This is a genomic window from Aliidongia sp., from assembly GCF_035943795.1.
Taxonomy (GTDB): Bacteria; Pseudomonadota; Alphaproteobacteria; order ATCC43930; family CGMCC-115725; genus Aliidongia.
In genome coordinates this window covers 100548-119618 of record NZ_DASZBY010000120.1, presented here as the reverse complement: position 1 = coordinate 119618, position 19071 = coordinate 100548, and the positions used below count along the sequence as shown (strand labels likewise).

20 protein-coding genes are annotated in these 19071 nt (G+C 67.4%); 9 read left to right on the top strand and 11 right to left on the bottom strand.

All coding sequences use genetic code 11. The annotated features are described in order from the left end of the window. Positions 1–3: 3 nt before the first annotated feature. Positions 4–1011 carry an NAD(P)-dependent alcohol dehydrogenase gene (locus tag VGV37_RS24165; RefSeq protein ID WP_326882346.1) on the bottom strand — a complete coding sequence of 336 codons (1008 nt, stop codon included), beginning with the start codon at positions 1009–1011 and terminating at the stop codon, positions 4–6. A 7-nt stretch (positions 1012–1018) separates the two neighbouring features. Continuing rightward, positions 1019–1381: a nuclear transport factor 2 family protein gene (locus VGV37_RS24160; protein WP_326882345.1), complete on the bottom strand. Its 363-nt coding sequence runs from the start codon at positions 1379–1381 to the stop codon at positions 1019–1021. A 161-nt stretch (positions 1382–1542) separates the two neighbouring features. Between VGV37_RS24160 and VGV37_RS24155 the strand changes: the two genes are divergently transcribed. After that, a complete protein-coding gene (locus VGV37_RS24155; protein WP_326882344.1) occupies positions 1543–2379 on the top strand; it encodes a helix-turn-helix transcriptional regulator in 837 nt (278 codons plus the stop codon). Here VGV37_RS24155 and VGV37_RS24150 read toward each other — a convergent pair whose 3' ends face one another. Next, on the bottom strand, positions 2380–3159 hold the full coding sequence (locus VGV37_RS24150; protein WP_326882343.1) for a DUF3426 domain-containing protein: 780 nt from the start codon (positions 3157–3159) through the stop codon (positions 2380–2382). A gap of 242 nt (positions 3160–3401) precedes the next feature. On the opposite strand from VGV37_RS24150, the gene ftsE reads away from it, so the two are divergent. From ftsE to VGV37_RS24125, 5 genes are all read left to right on the top strand, one after another. After that, positions 3402–4079, top strand: coding sequence for a cell division ATP-binding protein FtsE (gene ftsE, locus VGV37_RS24145; protein ID WP_326882342.1), 678 nt, complete (start codon positions 3402–3404; stop codon positions 4077–4079). After that, positions 4079–4972, top strand: coding sequence for a cell division protein (locus VGV37_RS24140; RefSeq protein ID WP_326882341.1), 894 nt, complete (start codon positions 4079–4081; stop codon positions 4970–4972). The genes ftsE and VGV37_RS24140 overlap by 1 nt, the downstream gene beginning before the upstream one ends. Then, entirely contained in the window at positions 4969–5601 is a 633-nt protein-coding gene (locus tag VGV37_RS24135; RefSeq protein ID WP_326882340.1) for a YdcF family protein, read from the top strand. The genes VGV37_RS24140 and VGV37_RS24135 overlap by 4 nt, the downstream gene beginning before the upstream one ends. Beyond that, positions 5598–6359 carry a lysophospholipid acyltransferase family protein gene (locus VGV37_RS24130; RefSeq protein WP_326882339.1) on the top strand — a complete coding sequence of 254 codons (762 nt, stop codon included), beginning with the start codon at positions 5598–5600 and terminating at the stop codon, positions 6357–6359. The genes VGV37_RS24135 and VGV37_RS24130 overlap by 4 nt, the downstream gene beginning before the upstream one ends. A 226-nt stretch (positions 6360–6585) precedes the next feature. Continuing rightward, complete coding sequence (locus VGV37_RS24125) at positions 6586–8904, top strand: adenosylcobalamin-dependent ribonucleoside-diphosphate reductase (RefSeq protein ID WP_326882338.1); 2319 nt, start codon at positions 6586–6588, stop codon at positions 8902–8904. Between the two features lie 39 nt (positions 8905–8943). Here VGV37_RS24125 and VGV37_RS24120 read toward each other — a convergent pair whose 3' ends face one another. The 8 genes from VGV37_RS24120 to VGV37_RS24085 all read right to left on the bottom strand — a co-directional run bounded on the left by VGV37_RS24120 (position 8944) and on the right by VGV37_RS24085 (position 15617). Next, positions 8944–9489 carry a cytochrome b gene (locus VGV37_RS24120; protein ID WP_326882337.1) on the bottom strand — a complete coding sequence of 182 codons (546 nt, stop codon included), beginning with the start codon at positions 9487–9489 and terminating at the stop codon, positions 8944–8946. Beyond that, positions 9486–10496, bottom strand: a complete 1011-nt coding sequence (locus VGV37_RS24115) for a catalase family peroxidase (RefSeq protein ID WP_326882336.1) — start codon at positions 10494–10496, stop codon at positions 9486–9488. The genes VGV37_RS24120 and VGV37_RS24115 overlap by 4 nt, the downstream gene beginning before the upstream one ends. 185 nt (positions 10497–10681) lie before the next feature. Continuing rightward, entirely contained in the window at positions 10682–11353 is a 672-nt protein-coding gene (locus tag VGV37_RS24110) for an amino acid ABC transporter permease (protein ID WP_326882335.1), read from the bottom strand. Continuing rightward, entirely contained in the window at positions 11346–12008 is a 663-nt protein-coding gene (locus VGV37_RS24105; RefSeq protein WP_326882334.1) for an amino acid ABC transporter permease, read from the bottom strand. Before VGV37_RS24105 ends, VGV37_RS24110 begins: the two co-directional genes overlap by 8 nt. Further along, positions 12008–12814, bottom strand: a complete 807-nt coding sequence (locus tag VGV37_RS24100; RefSeq protein WP_326882333.1) for a transporter substrate-binding domain-containing protein — start codon at positions 12812–12814, stop codon at positions 12008–12010. Before VGV37_RS24100 ends, VGV37_RS24105 begins: the two co-directional genes overlap by 1 nt. Then, positions 12811–13965 carry a pyridoxal phosphate-dependent aminotransferase gene (locus VGV37_RS24095; RefSeq protein WP_326882332.1) on the bottom strand — a complete coding sequence of 385 codons (1155 nt, stop codon included), beginning with the start codon at positions 13963–13965 and terminating at the stop codon, positions 12811–12813. The genes VGV37_RS24100 and VGV37_RS24095 overlap by 4 nt, the downstream gene beginning before the upstream one ends. Before the next feature lie 63 nt (positions 13966–14028). Further along, positions 14029–14898 carry an ABC transporter substrate-binding protein gene (locus VGV37_RS24090; RefSeq protein ID WP_326882331.1) on the bottom strand — a complete coding sequence of 290 codons (870 nt, stop codon included), beginning with the start codon at positions 14896–14898 and terminating at the stop codon, positions 14029–14031. Further along, complete coding sequence (locus VGV37_RS24085) at positions 14895–15617, bottom strand: PIG-L deacetylase family protein (RefSeq protein ID WP_326882330.1); 723 nt, start codon at positions 15615–15617, stop codon at positions 14895–14897. Before VGV37_RS24085 ends, VGV37_RS24090 begins: the two co-directional genes overlap by 4 nt. A 207-nt stretch (positions 15618–15824) precedes the next feature. Here VGV37_RS24085 and VGV37_RS24080 point away from each other — a divergent pair, with 207 nt between their 5' ends. The 3 genes from VGV37_RS24080 (at position 15825) to VGV37_RS24070 (ending at position 19045) form a co-directional block, all read left to right on the top strand. After that, positions 15825–16040, top strand: a complete 216-nt coding sequence (locus tag VGV37_RS24080) for a hypothetical protein (RefSeq protein WP_326882329.1) — start codon at positions 15825–15827, stop codon at positions 16038–16040. A 271-nt stretch (positions 16041–16311) separates the two neighbouring features. After that, on the top strand, positions 16312–16947 hold the full coding sequence (locus VGV37_RS24075) for a TetR/AcrR family transcriptional regulator (RefSeq protein ID WP_326882328.1): 636 nt from the start codon (positions 16312–16314) through the stop codon (positions 16945–16947). A gap of 112 nt (positions 16948–17059) precedes the next feature. Continuing rightward, complete coding sequence (locus tag VGV37_RS24070) at positions 17060–19045, top strand: DUF1302 domain-containing protein (RefSeq protein WP_326882327.1); 1986 nt, start codon at positions 17060–17062, stop codon at positions 19043–19045. Positions 19046–19071: the final 26 nt, after the last annotated feature.

Below are 19071 nucleotides of genomic sequence, written 5' to 3'. Positions count from 1 at the left end.
GGTCTATCCGCCGGCGATGACGACCTTGCCGATGTGCCGGCGCGCCTCGAAATGCCGGTAGGCCTGCTTCGCCTCCGCGAAACCGAACACCCGGTCGATGACCGGCCGCAGGCGATGGACGGCGATGGCCCGGTTCATCGTCTCGAACGTGGTGCGGCTGCCGACATAGACCCGGCGCAGCAGCATCGGATTGGCGAAGAGCCGGCCATCGATCGTCCCGCCGCCCAGTGCCGCCACGATGCTGACGACGCCTTCTTCGGCGGTACAGGCGATGGATCGGGGCAGGGTGTCGATCCCGCCGGTCTCGACCACATGCTCGACGCCCCGGCCCGTCGTGTGTTCGCGGACCGCGCGTTCCCAGCCGGGCGTGTCGACGTAATTGACGACCTCGTCGGCGCCCAGTTGGATCAATCGTTCGGCCTTCTCGCCGGTCGAGGTGAGCGCGATGACCCGGGCGCCGAACAGCTTGGCGAATTGCAGCGCGAACAAGGCCACGCCGCCGGTGCCGATCGTCAGCACAGTCTCGCCCGGCAGGATCGGCCGGGGACCGAGCAGTGCCGACCAGGCGGTCAGGGCCGCGCAGGGCAAGGTCGCCGCTTCTTCGAACGACAGATGGTCGGGGATCTTGACCAGGCTCGCCTGGTCGATCGCGGCCAGCGGCGCCAGCATGCCGTCTCGGGTACAGCCGAACTGGTCGGCTGCCAGACCCATGGTGAAACGCCCGTCGATCCATTGCGGAAAATAAGCGGCCGACACCCGATCGCCGACGGCGACGCGGCTGACCCGGCTGCCGACCGCGATCACCTCGCCCGCACCGTCGGACAGCGCGACGACGCCGGCCCGTGCCGGCACCGGGTAGAGGCCGGAAAGGATGCGGAGGTCGCGATAATTCAGCGACCGGGCATGAATGCGCACAAGGGCTTGGCCGGGGCCGGGCTGCGGGTCGGTCCGGTCGTCCAGCACCAGGCCGTCGAGCCCGGCACCCAGGCGTTCGAAACAATAGGCGTGCATGGGGGCCTCAGACGATGAACTGGTAGTCGATGCGGATGCGGCCCTGCGGGTCGACGATCAGGACTTCGAGCCCGGTCGCCTGCACCGTTTCACCGTCGGCGGGCAGCATTTCCCAATGGAACGTGACGACGTCGCGCAGCGTCCGGGCGTCCTGCACGGCGCGGAACCGGTGGCCATTGTCCCGGACGTTCTTCTCGTGCGATCCGATGATGCGCTGCTCCAGCGCCTCGTAGCCACGGACCTCGCGGGCGCCGACATAATGCTCGCCCTCCGGTGCCCAGAGCGCCGCGATCGCCGTGCGGCGAGCGTCGGCATCGGTCTCGTTCCAGACCGCGACGTACCGGTCGGCCAATTGTTGGGCTGTATCCACGACGCTTTCCTCCACTCCGGCATGCTTGCCGTGAAGAGAGACTGGCGCCGACCCAGCCGAAGATCGATGACCCCTGAGGTCAAAAAGCGACGGCGGATGCGGAGATCATTTGACCCGCAAAGTCATGGTCCAGAGGCGCGGTTCCTTTTAGGATCCCAGCCATGATGACCCAGCAAGTACCCTTCGGCGTGCTCCTTCGGCGGTGGCGGGAGCGCCGCCGTATGACCCAGGCGGACCTGGCCTTGGGCGCGGAGAGTTCGACACGCCACCTGTCGTGCCTCGAAACCGGGCGGTCGCAGCCGAGCCGCGAGATGGTCCTGCATCTCGCGGACCATCTCGAGATCCCGCTGCGCGATCAGAACATGCTGCTGCTCGCCGCCGGCTATGCCCCGGCCTTCCAGGAGCGACCGCTGGCGGAACTGGAATCCGCACGCATCGCCATCGGCCAGATCCTGCAGGCGCACAAGCCATACCCGGCGTTCGCGGTCGACCGGCATTGGAACGTGGTGCTGTCGAACAGCGCGCTGCCGCAGCTCTACGAGGGCTGCTCGCCGGACCTGCTGCGCCAGCCGATCAACGCCGTCCGGCTGATCCTGCATCCGCTCGGCATGGGGCCGCGGATCGTGAACTTCGTCGAATGGCGCGCGCATACGGTCGCCGTCCTGCGCCAGCAGATCGAGACCCGGGCCGATCCGGGGATCCAGGCATTGCTGGCGGAAGTCACGGCCTATCCGGCGCCGGCAGGGCGCGTAGCCCTGGCGGCGGGCGACGGGCCGCAACGCTATGCGACGCCGCTGCAGATCTCGACGCGCCTCGGCACGGTGTCCTTCCTGAACACGAACACGATCTTCGGCACGCCGACCGACATCACCCTGTCGGAGCTGTCGCTCGAGATGCTGTTTCCTGCCGACGAGCATACGGTGGCGATCGTGAAGTCGATGGCGGAGGAGGAAGCGGCAGGCCTGCCCGGCGACGCGCGCCTGCAGCAGGCGGGGTAGCTACGGCCCTTCGGCGAAGACCACGACCGCCGACGAGGCGTCGGACGGGGGATTGGCGATCGAGGTCTGGAACGGCGCCGTCTCGCCGGCCATGAGCTGGTCGCGGCCGATCGTGAAGTCCCAGGTCTTCAGGGACTGGTTCTGGGCGTTGTGCAGGGAAACGCGCAGGGGTGGCACCTTGCGCACGCCGCCGGAGGTATTGACGATCTCGCCGGTGACCACCAGGGTGGGCGTGTTGTCCGCCTTGGAGAAGGCGGGCGTCAGGTTGCGCACCTCGAGCCCGAAGCCGGAGGCATCGACCGGCACCCCGGCCAGCGCATAGAGCCGCCCGGCAGCAGGCCAGGCGGCGACCAGGGGCGACCGGGCGAACCACAGGCCTGCGACCAGCAGGATCACGATCAGCACGAGGCCGGCCCAGCCGATCAGGACGGGGCTGAGGCGCCGCTTCGGCTTGTGCAGCGCCGGCAGGTTACGGTCGCCGAACGGAGAATCTTGCCGGCCCATGAAACTGGGCATCGTGTCGGCCGGCGACGATGCGTCCTCATCTTCCGCAATCTCCTCGGCTGCCGGACGATCGGCGAAGGATGACGACACGGTCGGCATGACCGGCGGAGTCGGCTGCTCGACGGGGCGGGTCACCTTGGGCACGACCTGGTCGGCCGGCAGATCCTGGTACCAGCTTTCCTTGCAGCGCGCGCACCGCACGGTACGGCCGGAAGCGCCGATGGCCGCCGGGTCGACGAGATAGCGTGTGGAACAGGCCGGGCAGGTGAGGATCATGCGGTCGCTGGATGAGGCGGGGCGGTGGCGGTTTGTGACGGCCGGGAAACGGACGCGACGGCGGGGCTCGAAGGCGAGGCGGATTGTCCACTCAGTATACGGCTGCGTCCAGCGCAAAACGCCGCGCATCGCGTGCCGGTCTATGGGTATGGTTGCGGGCGCCGCCGGGGACGGCTACATCCTCGCGAGGTCCGATCGCTCGGGCCTCGTCGTCAAGCGCCGCCCATGGAGATCCGTCGCCCTTGGTTCGTTTCGAGAATGTCGGCATGCGATACGGGTCGGGTCCCGAGGTGCTCCATGACATCGAGCTCGACCTCGAGCCGGGCGGCTTCTTCTTTCTGACCGGGCCCAGCGGCGCCGGCAAATCGACGCTGCTCAAGCTGATGTATCTGGCGGAACGGCCGACTCGCGGGCGCATCTCGCTGTTCGACCGCGACGTGGCCGCGTTGACGCGCGCGCAGTTGCCGGCGCTGCGGCGGCGGGTCGGCGTGGTGTTTCAGGAATTCCGCCTGATCGAGCATCTGTCGGCGCTCGATAATGTCGCATTGCCCCTGCGGATCGCGGGGCAGGAAGAAGCGCGGGTCCGCGACCATGTGGTCGATCTGCTGAAATGGGTCGGCCTCGCCGACCATGTCCACGCCCTGCCGCGCGAATTGTCGGGCGGCCAGCAGCAGCGACTCGCGATCGCCCGCGCCGTGATCAGCCAGCCCAGCCTGCTCATCGCCGACGAGCCGACCGGCAACGTGGACGACGCGATCGCCCTGCGGCTGCTCTACCTGTTCGAGGAATTGAACCGGCGCGGCACCACGGTGGTGATCGCGACCCACAATCAGGCGCTGATCGATCGATTCGGCCATCCGGTGCTGCATATCGAGGGCGGCCGGCTGGAACGGCGTCCAGGCCGCCGGGCGGTGATCTGATGGCCCGATCGCGCGACCTGCCGCTCGATACCGACGGATCGACCCGGTTCCTGCCCTGGCTGGTCGCCCTCATGGTCTATTTGGCGGCGCTGACTATCGCGGGGGGGGCCGCGCTGCATGATGCGGTGGACAGCTGGAACGCCGGGCTGGCCGGCACCTTGACCGTCGAGCTGCCGCGCGGCGCCACCGGGGCGCCGGTTCCCCAGGACCGCATCGACGCCGTCCTGGCGCAGCTCGGCCAGATCCCGGGCATCGCTGCCGCCACCCGGCTCGATGCGTCGGTCGAAAAGCGCCTGCTGGCGCCCTGGCTGGGCCAGGATGTCGACGTCTCGGTCCTGCCGTTGCCCGTTCTGATCGACGTGCAGACCAGGCCGGGCGTGGCCCTCGATCCCGATACGCTGGCCCAGCGCCTGGCGATCGCGGCTCCGGGAACGCGGGTCGAAAGCCACGGCGCCTGGCTGTCACGGCTGTTCCGCATCGCCGGGCTGGTCCAGGTCGGTGCGGCCGCGATCGTCGGGATCATCGGCTTCGTGGCGGTGCTCACCGTCGTCTTCACCACGCGCACGGGCCTGGCGATCCATGCGCCGGTCGTGCAGCTAGTCCATCTGATCGGCGCCAGCGATACCTATGTGGCGCGGCAGTTCCAATGGCACGCCTTCCGGCTGGGCCTGGGCGGTGGTGGCATCGGCCTGGTCATGGCCCTGGTCAGCTATGGCGCGCTGCGCTGGACCGCCGGGCAGGGACTGCTGCCGGGGGAGGTGGGGCTGCTGCCCAGCTTCCACCTGCCGCTCCTAGGCTGGATCGCGATCCTGGCGCTGCCCCTCGCCATGGGATTGGTCGGTCTGGTGACGGCGCGACGGACGGTGCTGCGCACGCTCGGGCGGATGCCGTGAGGCGGCTGATCCGCCGCTTGCTGCGTTCCCTGGCCCAGGCGATCGGCGCCGTCGTGCTGCTGACGGCCATCTGGGCCGGCGGTCTCGCCTGGTTCGCGGCCGGGATCGACACGCCGATCGAGGATGCGACCAGCCCGACCGACGCGATCGTGGTGCTGACCGGCGGCAGCCAGCGCATCGACGAGGGGTTTCGCCTGCTGGTCGATGGCAAGGCCAAGAAGCTGTTCGTGTCCGGCGTCCATGAAGGCGTCGACATGTCCGAGGTGCTGAAGACCTCGCCGCAGACGCCCCACTGGGTCGAATGCTGCGTCGTGCTGGGCCATTCGGCCGACAGCACCGCCGGCAATGCGCTGGAAACCGCCGACTGGCTGCGCGCGGAGCATTACAGCTCGATCCGACTGGTGACGGCGGGCTACCACATGCGCCGCAGCCTGCTGGAGTTTCGCCGGCTGCTGCCACCCGACATCACGATCATTCCCCATCCGGTGTTTCCGGAGGCCGTCGCCCCCGGCCGCTTCTGGTTTTCGCGCGCGGGCGCTGGCGTGATCGTCGTCGAATATGTGAAATACCTGGGCGCGCTCGTGCGTCCGTATTTCGTTCCCAAACCCACGGTATCCTCCTCGCCATGAAAGCGCTTCGAGCCCTGGTCTACAACATCGGCTTCTTCGGCGGCTCCGGCCTGCTGATGACGCTCGCCTTGCCGCTGCTGGTGTTTCCGCGACGCTGGACCAACGGGCTCGCCCATCTGTGGACCTGGCTGATGTTCACCTGGCTGAGGCTCGTGGTCGGTCTCGACTACGAGGTGCGGGGCCGGGAAAACCTGCCGGCCGGACCGGCGATTCTGGCGATGAAGCATCAGTCGGCCTGGGACACGCTTGCGATCTTCGTGCTGTTCGACGACCCGGCCGTGGTGCTGAAGCGCGAGCTGTGGCTGATCCCGGTGTTCGGCTGGTTCCTGCGCAAGCACGGCACCATCGCCATCGATCGCGACGGCAAGGCCGCCGCCCTGAAAAAGCTGCTGGCGGATGCCGAGGTGGCGAAGGCTGCCGGCCGGCCGATCGCGATCTTCCCGGAAGGAACGCGCGGTCCGGTCGGCACCAAGTTGCCCTACCAGGCCGGCGTCGCGGCACTCTATACACAGCTGAAAGTCCCGATGGTGCCGATCGCGCTCAATTCCGGCCTCTACTGGGGACGGCGGGCATTCATGAAGCGGTCGGGCACGGTGCTGGTCCAGATCCTGCCGGCGATCCCACCGGGGCTCGACCGGCGTAAGATGATGGCGCGGCTGGAGCAGGACATCGAAACGACGACGAACGCGCTGCTGGTCGAGGGCGGCTGGGAAAAGCCTGTGGAAAACTCTGTGGATCAGTTGGCGTCCAACCGCTGAATGGCTTGGGAAGACTACGGAATCGGCCTGACCAGTTTACCGCTGCGCGCCGGGTGTAAGACGATCGATGCCGAACCGGCGGGCCGGCCCCGGATGCCGAGCCGATAGCAGGTTGATGTCGATGCCCGGCAAGGTTGACCGGCCGCAACCGGGCGGGAATGGCCGGTTTATCATAGACTGCGGCTGCGGCGGCTGCTTGCCGTCCACCGCGTGAGGAGTTGAGGCCATGGTCGATATCGCCGCCATCTCCCAGCAGATCTGGGACATGAAGTACCGGTTCAAGACGCCGGAAGGCGAGCCTGTGGATAAAACCATCGAGGACACGTGGCGACGCATCGCCCGTGCGGTGGCGACTGTGGAAAAACAGCCGGAGGTTTGGGAAGAACCCTTCTATCGCGCGCTCGAAGACTTTCAATTCCTGCCCGCCGGGCGGATCGTGGCCGGCGCCGGGACCGAGCGGACTGTGACGCTGTTCAACTGCTTCGTGATGGGCACGATCCCCGACGACATGGGCGGGATCTTCGACCAGCTGCGCGAGGCGGCGCTGACCATGCAGCAGGGCGGCGGCATCGGCTACGACTTCTCGACCATCCGTCCCAAGGGCGCGCGGGTGAAGGGTGTCGGCGCCGATGCTTCGGGTCCGCTGTCGTTCATGGACGTGTGGGATGCCATGTGTCGGACCATCATGAGCGCCGGCTATCGGCGCGGCGCCATGATGGCGACCCTGCGCTGCGACCATCCGGACATCGAGGCCTTCATCGAGGCCAAGCGCGAGCCGGGGCGCCTGCGCATGTTCAACCTGTCGGTGCTGGCGACCGATCCGTTCATGGCGGCGGTCAAGGCCGACGGCCCCTGGGACCTGACCTTCGGCGGCACGGTCTTCCGCACCGTCCGGGCTCGTGAGCTGTGGGACCGGATCATGCAGGCGACCTACGACTATGCCGAGCCGGGGGTGATCTTCATCGACCGGATCAACCGCCGGAACAACCTCGGCTATTGCGAGACGATTGCGGCGACCAACCCGTGCGGCGAGCAGCCGCTGCCGCCCTATGGCGCCTGCCTGCTGGGCTCGATCAACCTGGCCTCGCTGGTCCGGACCCCGTTCGAGCCCGGCGCCGCACTCGACCTGGACCGGCTGGGCGAACTCGTCCCGCTCGCCGTGCGGATGATGGACAATGTGGTCGACGTCTCGCGCTTTCCGCTCGACGCGCAGGCGGCCGAGGCCCGGGCCAAGCGCCGGATCGGCCTGGGTGTCACCGGGCTGGCCGACGCGCTCATCATGTGCGGCGAGCGCTATGGCTCGCCCGCCGCGGTGGCACTCACCGAGCGCTGGATGGCGGCACTGCGCCGTGCCGCCTATGCCGCCTCGATCGACCTGGCGAAGGAGAAGGGCGCCTTTCCCCTGTTCGACCGCGACGCCTACCTGGCCGGCGAATCGATCGGTGAGCTCGATGCCGACATCCGGGCCGGCATTGCCGAGCACGGCATCCGCAATGCGCTGCTGACCTCGATCGCGCCGACCGGCACGATCTCGCTGATGGCCGACAATGTCTCGTCAGGGCTGGAGCCGGTGTTCAGCTTCCGCTACACGCGCACGGTGCTGATGCGCGACGGCACCCGCAAGGACGAGGAGGTGAGCGATCATGCCTATCGCCGGTTCCGCGCCCTCAAGGGCGACGACGCGCCGCTGCCAGACTGGTTCGTCGATGCGCAGAGCCTGACGCCGGACGACCACGTCGTCATGCAGGCGGCCGTGCAGAAATATATCGACAGCTCGATCTCGAAGACGATCAACGTGCCGGCCGATATCGCGTTCGCGACGTTCAAGGGCGTCTATCTCAAGGCCTACGACCTCGGTTGCAAGGGCTGCACGACCTATCGGCCGAACGAGGTGACCGGCTCGGTCCTGTCGGTGCGCGCGCAGAGCGAGCCCGCGGCCGAGCCGATGGAAGCGGTCAAGCCCGTGGCGGGCGTTGCCGAGCAGGCGGCGCGGCGGGTCGAAAGCGGCGACGTGATCCAGCTGATGGAGCCGCTGTCGCGCCCCGACGCGCTGCAGGGCCAGACCTATAAGCTGCGCTGGCCGGAAAGCGACCACGCGATCTACATCACGATCAACGACGTGATGCAGGACGGAAGGCGGCGGCCGTTCGAGGTGTTCATCAATTCCAAGAACATGGACCATTACGCCTGGACCGTCGGCCTGACGCGCATGATCTCGGCCGTGTTCCGCCGCGGCGGCGACGTCAGCTTCGTGGTCGAGGAATTGAAGGCCGTGTTCGACCCGCGGGGCGGCGCCTGGATGGACGGCCGCTACGTGCCCTCGCTCTTGGCTGCGATCGGGGACGTCATCGCCCGCCACCTGGTCGAAACCGGCTTCACCGCCGGCGAACCCGACGACCTGCCGATCCCCCAGCGCCAAGTGGCCATCCCCGGCGAAGGTGCCGCCCCCCGCCTCGCCCAATGCCCGAAATGCGGCGTTGCGGCCCTGGTGCGGCAGGAGGGGTGCGCGCAATGCACGAATTGCGGATATTCGAAGTGTGGGTGATCCATGACGCGCTTTTGGGCGCGAGCGCCTGGCCGCGGGTTAGTCGTTAGTCGATCCCGGTGCCATCGTGTCGAACACACCATCGCGCCGGACCAAAGCATGAAACAGGGCCGCCGCGACATGCAGCAGGATCAACGCGAAGAACGCGAAGGCCAGGTAAAAATGCGCGTCCCAGAGCAGGGCGTGCAGGCTGTCGCTGTGCGGCAGGATCGCCGGCAGGTGCCAACTGCCGAAGAGCACGATCGGATAGCCGGCGGCCGACAGCATGCCCCAACCGATCAGGGGCATGCCGATCATCAGGAGATAGAAGGCAAAGTGGGACAGATAGGCCGCAAGTTTCATCGGTTCGGGCAGATCGGCCGGCAGTGCAGGCGCACCGTGGCGCAGACGTAGCACCAAGCGGATCAGCACCAGCACCAGAATGGCGATGCCGAGCGGCCGATGCAGCGAAATCAGCGTCAGGTGGATCGGCGCAATGGTGGACACCATGCCGACGCCGATGAACAGCATCGCCAGGATGCAGGCTGCCATGAGCCAGTGCAGCACGCGCTGCGCCGGGGTGAAGCGACGGCGGATCGCGGTCATGGCTTGGCTCCCGTGGCGGCGCGGGGATAGTCGGCGGCTTCCGCGGTGCGGCGGTCGAACGATTTCGCGTAGGTGGCAGAGCGGGCGGCGGGAAACGGATCATCCGATGTGCGCATGCCGGCAGGCAGGACGGTCGGATCGAAGTTGATGTCTCGACAGGGGCCGTCGCTCTCGGCCTCGATCTTTTGCACCGTCAGCGTGCCGACTTCGGTCGTGGGCCGGTCGTCCGGCCAGGCCTTGCTCGGGTCGGCGGTCGGATCGCCCGACCTGGCGGGCGTCACGACCATCGTCCAGCGCTGTGGTGCGCTGCCGACCCGTTCGACGATCTCCTTTTCGAGAAAATCGGGATCGCGCTTCGCCAGATCCTCGGGCGGCACGGCAACCGGCTGGGCTACCGGCAGCAACGACCAGCGCACGACATGGTCGGCACCGGCGCTATCGACGAAGACGAAGCTGTCGATGCTGTTGAAGCGCTCCTCGGCATAGCTGCCGGTCCAGGGCGCCGTTTTAGCCCAAGCGCCGAACGTGCCGATCTCCGGATGCGCCGCGGCAAAATTCTTCATCGCGTCCGGCGCCTTGCTCGCCGACGCGGTCAGCAGCTCGTAGAAAGCTTGAGGGGTGGCGACCGGGAAGAACGGCAGGTCGATGGTGGCGCTGCGCCACTCCTGCCCGTCAGGCGTCGAAATCTGCAGGCCCAGGCCGCGCACGCGGACGGTCGCGTCGGCTGCGACCGGACTGGGAGTGGCGAGATTGAAGCGGCCCAGCACCGGATATTGGCCCTTGGCAAGTACCGTGGCCTTCGAGAGGGCGGATCCGGCGCCGTTCGCCTCGAACACGCCGGTGAAGCAGATGCCTTTGGCGTGATTGCGCCGATGACCGAGCGCCGGGCCGCCGGGCGGCGCCAAGGCATCCACCAGCTTGTCGGGGGTGACGCGTTGCGGCGAAAACCAGCCTGCCGTGTAGGCGAATGCCGCGGCGCCGGCGCCGATGATGGCGGCAATCAACACCAGCGATCCTAAGGCGGGCCGCGCAGGCGATCCGGGCTGGGGCATTCGAACCTCACTGCTTGGGAGACAAAGCCCGGACGAGCCTATCATCTGCGTGCCGAAAAGTACCAGGCTTCGCACCCGTCCATCAGCTTGACCGTCGATGGAGGGCGGCTTTCGCCTCGACCGCCGAACGGGGTGAGAACTCAACCCTTCGGCGACAATCCCACGACCCCCGGCACCAGCCGCACCTGCGCCCATCGCCCGAGCATCGAAATACTCAGGCACACCACCAGGTAAACCACCGCCGCGATGCCCAGCAGCGGCAGGGGCTGAAACACCCGGCCGTTGACCAGCAGCACGCTGCCGGTCAGTTCCGTGGCACCCAACGCCGAGGCGACCGACGTGTATTTGAACATGCGCACGTATTGGCCGAACAGGGCCGGCACGGCGATGCGGGCGCCGAGCGGCACGACGATCAGGCGGATCACCTGGAGCCGCGTCAGCCCGAGCGCGGCGCCGCCTTCGAGCAGGGTGCGCGGCACGGAATGCAGGCCGGTCAGCATGTCCTGAGCCGCGTAGGCGGCCAGGAACACGACGAAGCCGACCAGGGCGGCGGCCGAAGCGGTGGTGTGGTAGCCGAACAGCGCCGGCAGCGCGAAATAGCACAGCAGCAGCACGACCAGCAGCGGCGTGCCGCGGATGAACCAGATATAGGCGGCACAGGCACGGCCGAGGACCGGGACGTCCAGATAGCGCAACAAGGCCACCGGCATCGCCAGGATCGTGCCGAAGAGCGCGGTCCATCCGGCGAGTGCCAGGGTGGCGCGCAACCCGGCCAGCAGGAACGGCGCGTTGCGCACCAGCAGATCACCCATGGCTGCGCTCGCCCACCGTTGGCACCAGTCGCAGGATCAGGTGGCTGCTGATCGTGACCAGCAGCAGGTACAACACCGTGATGGTGGCATAGACCTCGAAGGTCCGGAACGTGTCGGCGTCGATCGCGCCGGCCTCGTAGGCGAGTTCGCCCACGGCGACGACCGAGGCCAGCGAAGAATCCTTGACCAGTTGCGAGCTGAGGCTGGCCAAGGACGGCGCGATGGCGCGGAACGCCTGGGGATAGATCACCTTGCGCAGGATCGTCCAGCGCCGAAGGCCGAGGGCGGCGGCCGCTTCCGACTGCTGCGCCGGCACGCCGGTGAGGCCGGTGCGGAACAGCTCGGCCGCGTAGGCGCCCGAATAGATCGACAGACCCAGCGCCGCGCATAGGAAGGCCGGCAGCTGGATCGCGGAAAAGCCCAGGAACCACAGATAGATGTGCAACAGCAGCGGCACGTTGCGCACGCCTTCGACATAGAGCACCGCAAACACGCGCAGCGGCCGGGCGCGCGCGGCGCCGGCCGTGCCGACCGCCATGCCGATCGCGAGCGCGCCCAACAGCCCGACGATCGACAGCGCGATCGTGATCGCGAGACCGCTCAAAACCTGGTCGCGATGGTGCCAGATCGGATTCCAGTCGAACCGATAGCCCATTACTGCGGATACACTTCGATCGGCTCCGACGGTGCGCCGCCGAACCAGGTCTGGTACAGCTTGGCATAGGCGCCGGACGCCCACAGGTCCTGCAGCGTCGCGTTCACCGCGTCGCGCATCGCCCAGTCGCCATGGCGCATGCCGACGCCGAACGGCTCCTTGCTCAGCAGCCCGCCGACGATCTTGAAGCCGTCGTTGTTCTTGGCGAAGCCCTCGAGGATCGACAGGCTGCCGGTCAGCGCGTCGGCCCGGCCCTGGGCCAGTGCCAGCCAGGCGGCGTCATAGTCGCGGAACGCCGTCACGTTCGCCTTGGGGGCAAGCGCGGCGATGTTCTTGGCGAGCGTGGTGCCCTGCTGCACCGCCACCCGCTTGCCGTCCAGCCCGTCGACGCCGGTGATGGCGCTTGCCTTCGGCACCAGCAGGGTTTGGCCGCCGGTGTAGTAGTCCTCGCTGAAGTCGATGGTGTGCTCGCGTTCGCGCGTGTGGGTCATCGAGGCCGCGACCACGTCGACATTGCCGCTCAGCAGCAGCGGGATGCGCGTGACCGAGGTGACGCGCACGAACTCGATCGGCACGCCGATCGTGGCGGCCACCGCGCGCAGGATATCGAGGTCGAAGCCGGCCGGCTCGTTCGACTCGTTCAGGAAACCGAATGGCGGCGTGTCCATCTTGACGCCGGCCAGCAGCTTGCCGCGCGCCTTGACCGCCGCGACCGAATCCGGCACGTCGTCGGCCCGGGCGAAGACCGGCCACAGGACGAACGCGGGCGCGAGGCTGGCGAGCGTCAGAAAATACCGGCGTTTCATCGGGACGCTCCCTCCTGCTGGGCCAGGCGCTGGATCCGGTCCATGGCCTCGACGAGATCGGCATCGCTGGTCGACAGCGACAGGCGGACATGCCCGGCCCCGGCGGCCCCGAAGGCCGAGCCCGGAACGCTGGCGACGTCGAGCGCATCGAGCCAGCGCGCCGACACCGCGGCATCGGCCGGGCCTACGGCGGGAAAGACGTAGAAGCCGGCGGTCGGCGCCACGCAAGTGACGCCCGGGATGGCGTCGAGGCGGGCGGCCGCCAAGGTCTGGCGCGCCCGGAACATCTCGCGATATTGCGGCACCAGCTCGTCATAGAGCGAGAGCGCCACCTCTCCGGCCTGCTGGACGAAGCCCGGCACGCAATAGACCGAATGCTGCATGAAGCGCTGGAACGACTTGATCAGCCCGCCTGGCACCGCGAGCGAGCCCAGCCGCCAGCCGGTCATGCCGAAAGTCTTCGAAAAGCTGTCGACCACCAGGGTGCGCGCCGATCCCTCGGGCGTCGCCTGCGGCGCGCAGAACCGGCCCTCATGCAGCAGGTCGGAATAGACCTGGTCGAACACGATCCACAGATTGTGCCGCTCGGCCAAGGCCACGACAGCTGCGATCTCGTCCTGCGGCAGCACGCGGCCGGTCGGGTTGACCGGCGAATTGAGGATGATCGCGACCGTGCGGGGCGTGATCGCGGCGGCCAGCTGGTCGATGTCGATCCGGTCCAGCATGGCGAGCGGCACCGGCACGCCGCCGCACAGCTGGATGCAGGGGCCATAGCTGACCCAGCCCGGTTCCGGCACCAGCACCTCGTCGCCGGCCGAAACGACCGCCATGAGCGCGGCGAGCAGGGCGAACTTGCCGCCGGGCGTGATCAGGATGTCGGTCGGGGCATAGGACGCCCCGGTACGCAGCAGCTCGCGCGCCGCCACCGCGTCGCGTAAAGCCGGGTTGCCGTTGGAAGAGACATAATGCGTGTCGCCGTCGCGCAGCGCCTTGGTCGCGGCATCGACGATCCGGGGGTCGGTCGCGATGTTCGGGTCGCCGCTCGACAGGCCGATGATCTTGCGGCCGGCGGCGCGGGCGGCGCGGACCCGTTCGGTCATCTCGACCGTGGCGGAGGCTTTGAGGTTGGTGACGCGCGGTGCGAGGCGCATCGCGGGGGCCGGTCCGGAATCATTCAAGGCAGGTCACTTTCGATAAAGCCGCAAAACGTTCGTTCAAGCCGTGGGAGGGCCGGGCCACAGCGCCTCCGCCGACACTGTTTCCGGCAGCAGCCCCTGTGCCATGCAATAGCGGGCGGCAAGGGTCCAGGAAGGGGCGACCGCGGCGTAGCCGATCGGTGGAGCCGGGCTGCCGCCCGGGTCTGCCGCATCCCGCGAGCGTTCGAACAGCCGGACCAGCTCGGCGATCAGCGCCGGATCCTCCTCGGCCAGGCTGCGGCGCACCACGACCAGGTGGTTGACCGGCATGAAGCCATGGGTGGCGCGGAATCGGGCCGCCGCGGCGGTCGGGTCGGCAAACAGGGTGCGGAACGCGGGATCGTCGGGCACATCGTTGCCGACGATCGCGGCATCGAGCGTACCGTCCCTTAGCATGTCGAGCAGGTTGGCCCCCGGCGGCGCCCGTTCGGCCCAGGGCGGATCGCCATATTCGGCGACATGGGCCTCTTCGAACGTCGTCCAGCGGGATGCTGCCGGATCCAGGCCATCGCCGTCGGCCAGGATGCCGCGCAGCCACATCGCCGTGGTCTGGCCATAGGCGCGCACGCCGATCCGGCGCCCGACCAGGTCGGCCGGGTCGCGCATGTCGCTGTCGGTCCGGCACAAGAGCGCGCCTTCCTGAAAGCGTGCGGCGACGGCGACCGGCAGCACGGTGATGGGCTTGCCATAGGCCAGGGCCTGCAGCGCCGTCGCGATGGCCATTTCCGCGACGTCGAAGCGCTGCTGGCGCACCATCGGTGCGAAGGCCCGGCTGATCGGGGTGATCTCCGCGAACTCGAATGCGATCGAGGGTGACGAGACCTCGCCGTCGCGCAGCGCCGCCGTGTGGCGGTAGCGGCCGAGCGCCGCGGTGAGCGTCCGGGTCACGCCAGACTCTCGACGACGTGGGGGAATACCGCCTCGTAGCCTTCGCCATAGGTGATCTTCTTGTCGGAATTGCGGGCCGCCTGCGCGCCGCGCTGCCGGGCGACGCGCTCGTAATATTCCCAGAGATGCTCCTGGCCGGCCATGCACTCGATCGCGGCGCGCTTCTTGTCCCAGACCGGGGTGATGTCCAGCAGCATGTCGGGCTTCCAGTCGCATTGCTCCGGCTGATGCGGCTCGAACAGGAATACCGGCGGCGCGCCCAGGACCTTCTGCCCCGGGTTATGGCCATGGGCCTGCGCCACGATGCGGGCGTGCTGGGCGAATTCGGTCGTGGCCGGATGATCGTGGTTATAGATGTCCTGGTGCGAATGGGTCAGGACGAAGGCCGGGCGGATGGCGCGGTAGACGTCGACCAGGCGGAACAACGACTCCTGAGTCAGGGTCAGCGGATAGTCGCCCAGGTCCCAGAACTGGATGTCGGCGGCGCCCAGCGCTTGGGCCGCCCTCTCGGCCTCCTTGCGGCGGTCGGTCTTGACCCGGTCCAGCGTCATGCCGGGCAGGCGCCATAATTTGGCGGATTCTCCGCGTTCGCCGTAGGACAGGCAGATCACGGTCACGGCGAGGCCACGTTCGGCGTGAAGCGCTATCGCGCCGCCGGCCCGCCAGACGAAATCGGCGGAATGGGCGCTGACCACCAGGGCGGTGCCGGCTTCGGTCATGATGGTCTCCTGAAGAACGACTTTCCGAGCCCCCGACTATCGATGAGGACCGGCATGCCTGTCGTATCGTTTCTTCCGGCCCACCTATAGCCCCCGGCTATAGGTGGCATGGACACCAGACGAAGTGCCGCGCCGATGGCACCCAGATCAGAGTATCGATTGTTCTCGATATGTTCTATAATGGGTGATCTGGGCAGGAGAGGTGAAATGGACGGGCACGACATCCTGGGTGGCATTCTGGCCGTGAAGGCTGCGGTCGATACGTTACGCACCTTGGGTACCCTGCCGTTCGGCCGGAAAGGCAACCCGGGCATGATGCCGGTCTTCCGGCTGGTGGTCCGGCCGGCGGGCCAGGTGGATCGGTTCCGGGCCCCGCTGTCGGAACCGTCTCGCGGCGTTCGCATCGAGCCGAAGTTCCTCTAACCGATCAAATCTTACGCTCTTGAAAATGCGGCAGACGGCAGCGTGCGCGGCATGAAGGCCGCCATCGCCGATTGCTTCGACTGGCGAGCGGGCGCTTCTTTCATTTTGCGCTGCACAAATATTCGCGAAGAATTCGCCTGGAATCAGCAGTAACTTGAGAAGGCCGCAAGTTTCTGTTGCGTAAAAGCGCAATGGAAGCTTGCTGCCTTCTTGACAGCCGGATTCCGCGTGTCACTCTAGACCGACCAGTCGGTTTTTTGGGTTGATCCGCGTGTCGAAACTCGTCAGGCCACCACAGGAGAGAAGCCGCCAGACCCGCGATCTGCTGGTCGATGCGACGCTCGACTGCCTGCAGGAGTTCGGTTTTCATGGCGCCAGCCTGTCGCGGATCCTGGAGCGGGCCGGCGTGTCGAAGGGCACCTGGGCGCATCATTTCGCGACCCGCAACGAACTGATCGCGGCCGCGGCGGAAGTGATGATCGCCGAGACGCGACGGGCGGCGGACGAATTCGCGGCGGCCGAACGGCATCATGATCCGGTGCTGATCGAGAAGATCTGGCAGAAATTCTACCAGAGCCGCTACCGCGACGTGCTGTTCGAACTGACGGTCGCCTGCCGGACCGAGGCGGATCTGCGCGGCCGTCTGGGACCGGTGTTCGCCGGCCTGATCGGCGGCATCCAGGAGGCCTGGCGCGGCAGCGGCGACGATGCCGCCCAGGACATGGCGGCAAATATCGCCACGCTGACGGTCTACATGCTGCGCGGCATGGCGGTGCAGGACATGCTGGCCGGCGATCCGACCGGGGGCGCCACCTTGCGGCGCCTGTGGTCGGACCTGATGCAGCCATTCATGAGCGCAGGGGCGGGCGGAAAGATCGCACCGATGAAACGGGCGGTCGACGGCTGACCCGAGGATGAAGGACGGCGCACGGCTTCACGAGAGAGCCGGTGTCGGGACGATGAGGGTTCTTGCGACAAAACATTGGGCGCGGGCAACGCGTTCGACAGGGGGGGATGAGATGGCAAGACGTCGGCAGGATTTTGCAATCCGTGGACTGCTGGTCGGGGCGAGCGCGTCCGCGCTGCTGTGGGCGGCAGGTCCGGCACACGCGACGGATTTCACGCTCGGCGGTTGGGAGGGCAGCTTCGACACGACCGTGTCGATCGGCGTGCTCGACCGCGTGCAGGGCCGCAACCCCGACCTGATCGGGCGGGCCAACGGCGGCCGTGCGGCGAGTACCAACCAGGATAACGGCGATCTCAACTACGGCACCGGTCCAGTATCGGCGCCGTTGCGGGCGACCGAGGAACTGAAGCTCGACAAGAACGACTTCGGCTTCTTCGCGCGGGCGACGGAGTTCGTCGATTTCATCAACTACGACGCGCACAATACCGATTTCATGCCGCTGTCCCACCAGGCCGTCGACCAGGCCGGCTTCGGCGGCCGCCTGCTCGACGCCTACGGCTATGGGCACTTCGACCTGTTCGACCATCGCGTCGATGCGCGTATCGGCCGGATGGCGCTGAACTGGGGTGAGAGCACCTTCATCCCGGGCGGCATCAATGCCTTCAACCCGTTCGACGTGACCGCGCTGCGCTCGCCGGGATCGGAGCTGCGCGAGGCGATCCTGCCGATCCCGGTCACGGATTTCTCGACGCAGATCACCAAGGACCTGTCGATCGAAGCCTATTACCAGTGGCAGTGGCAGAAGACCGACATCGATCCGAATGGCACCTATTTCTCGACCCAGGACCTGGTTTCGCCCGGCAGCAACTACGTGACGCTGAACGGCGACACGTTCGCCGATCGGCGCTTCGCGGCCGACCAGCCGCTCATTCCCGGCTTCGTCAACCTGCCGGGCAATCTGGTGGCACCGCGCAGCAGGGACCACGAGCCGACCAACTGGAACCAGTATGGCGTGGCGCTGCGCTACACCGCGCCCTGGCTCAATGCCACGGAATTCGGCTTCTACTACATCCAGGCCGCCAGCAATCTGCCGATCCTGAATTTCCAGTCGGGTTCGCAGGCCGCAAGCCTCGCGGGCGTGAACAAGGGTGTGGCCGCGGTCGTGGGCGGCGTCGTCAAGGCGCTGGCGAGCGACCCGGCGCTCGTCGGACCGATCCTGGCCAACCAGGCGTCGATCGCCGGCGCCTATGCGATCCAGGGCGCCGGTGCCGCGGCGAACTACTACGCGAGCTATCCGCAGACCATCAAGACGCCGGCCGTCAGCTTCAGCACGCAGATCGGCGACTGGTCGTTCCAGGGCGAATACAGCTACAAGCTCGACGTTCCGCTGCAAATCAACTTCGCCGACGTGCTGCAGGCCGGCCTGGCGCCGACTTTCGTCGACCTTGGCAAGGCATCGGGCTCGGTGGCGACCCTGAACGCCATCCTGGCCGGGCTCAATACCAATGCGCTGATCAAGCGCGCCGGCGGCATCACCGCCGCGAACTACACCAAGTTCTATAGCTACAACTGGCAGGGCTACGAGAACCACGACGTCCAGCAGCTGCAGTTCACCGGCACCAAGGTGATGGGCCCGCATCTGGGCGCCGATCAGCTGGTGTTCGTGGGCGAGGTCGGTGCCGACTACGTGCCGGGGCTGGAGAGCCACGAGGCCCTGCCGTACAACGGGCCGAACACGCCGGTCAGCGGCAACCCGAACTATCCGAACACGGCGGCGCAGGACGTTCAGGTCGGCGGCTTCCCGACCAAGTTCTCCTGGGGCTATCGCTTGCGCGTCAGCGCCGACTATCTGGCGGCGATCGGGCCGGTCAACCTGACCCCGTCGCTGTCCTTCGCCCAGGACATCAACGGCATCTCGCCCGGTCCCGGTCCCGGCAATTTCATCGCGGGACGCAAGGCGGTTGGTCTCGCCCTGACGGCGACCTACCAGAACGCCTGGGCGGCCGAGGTGTCCTACACGAACTACTTCGGCGGCAAGGGCCAGGATCTGCTGACCGATCGCGACTTCTTGGCGCTCAACGTCAAATATTCATTCTAAGAATAATAATCCCAAGGGAGGGCCGG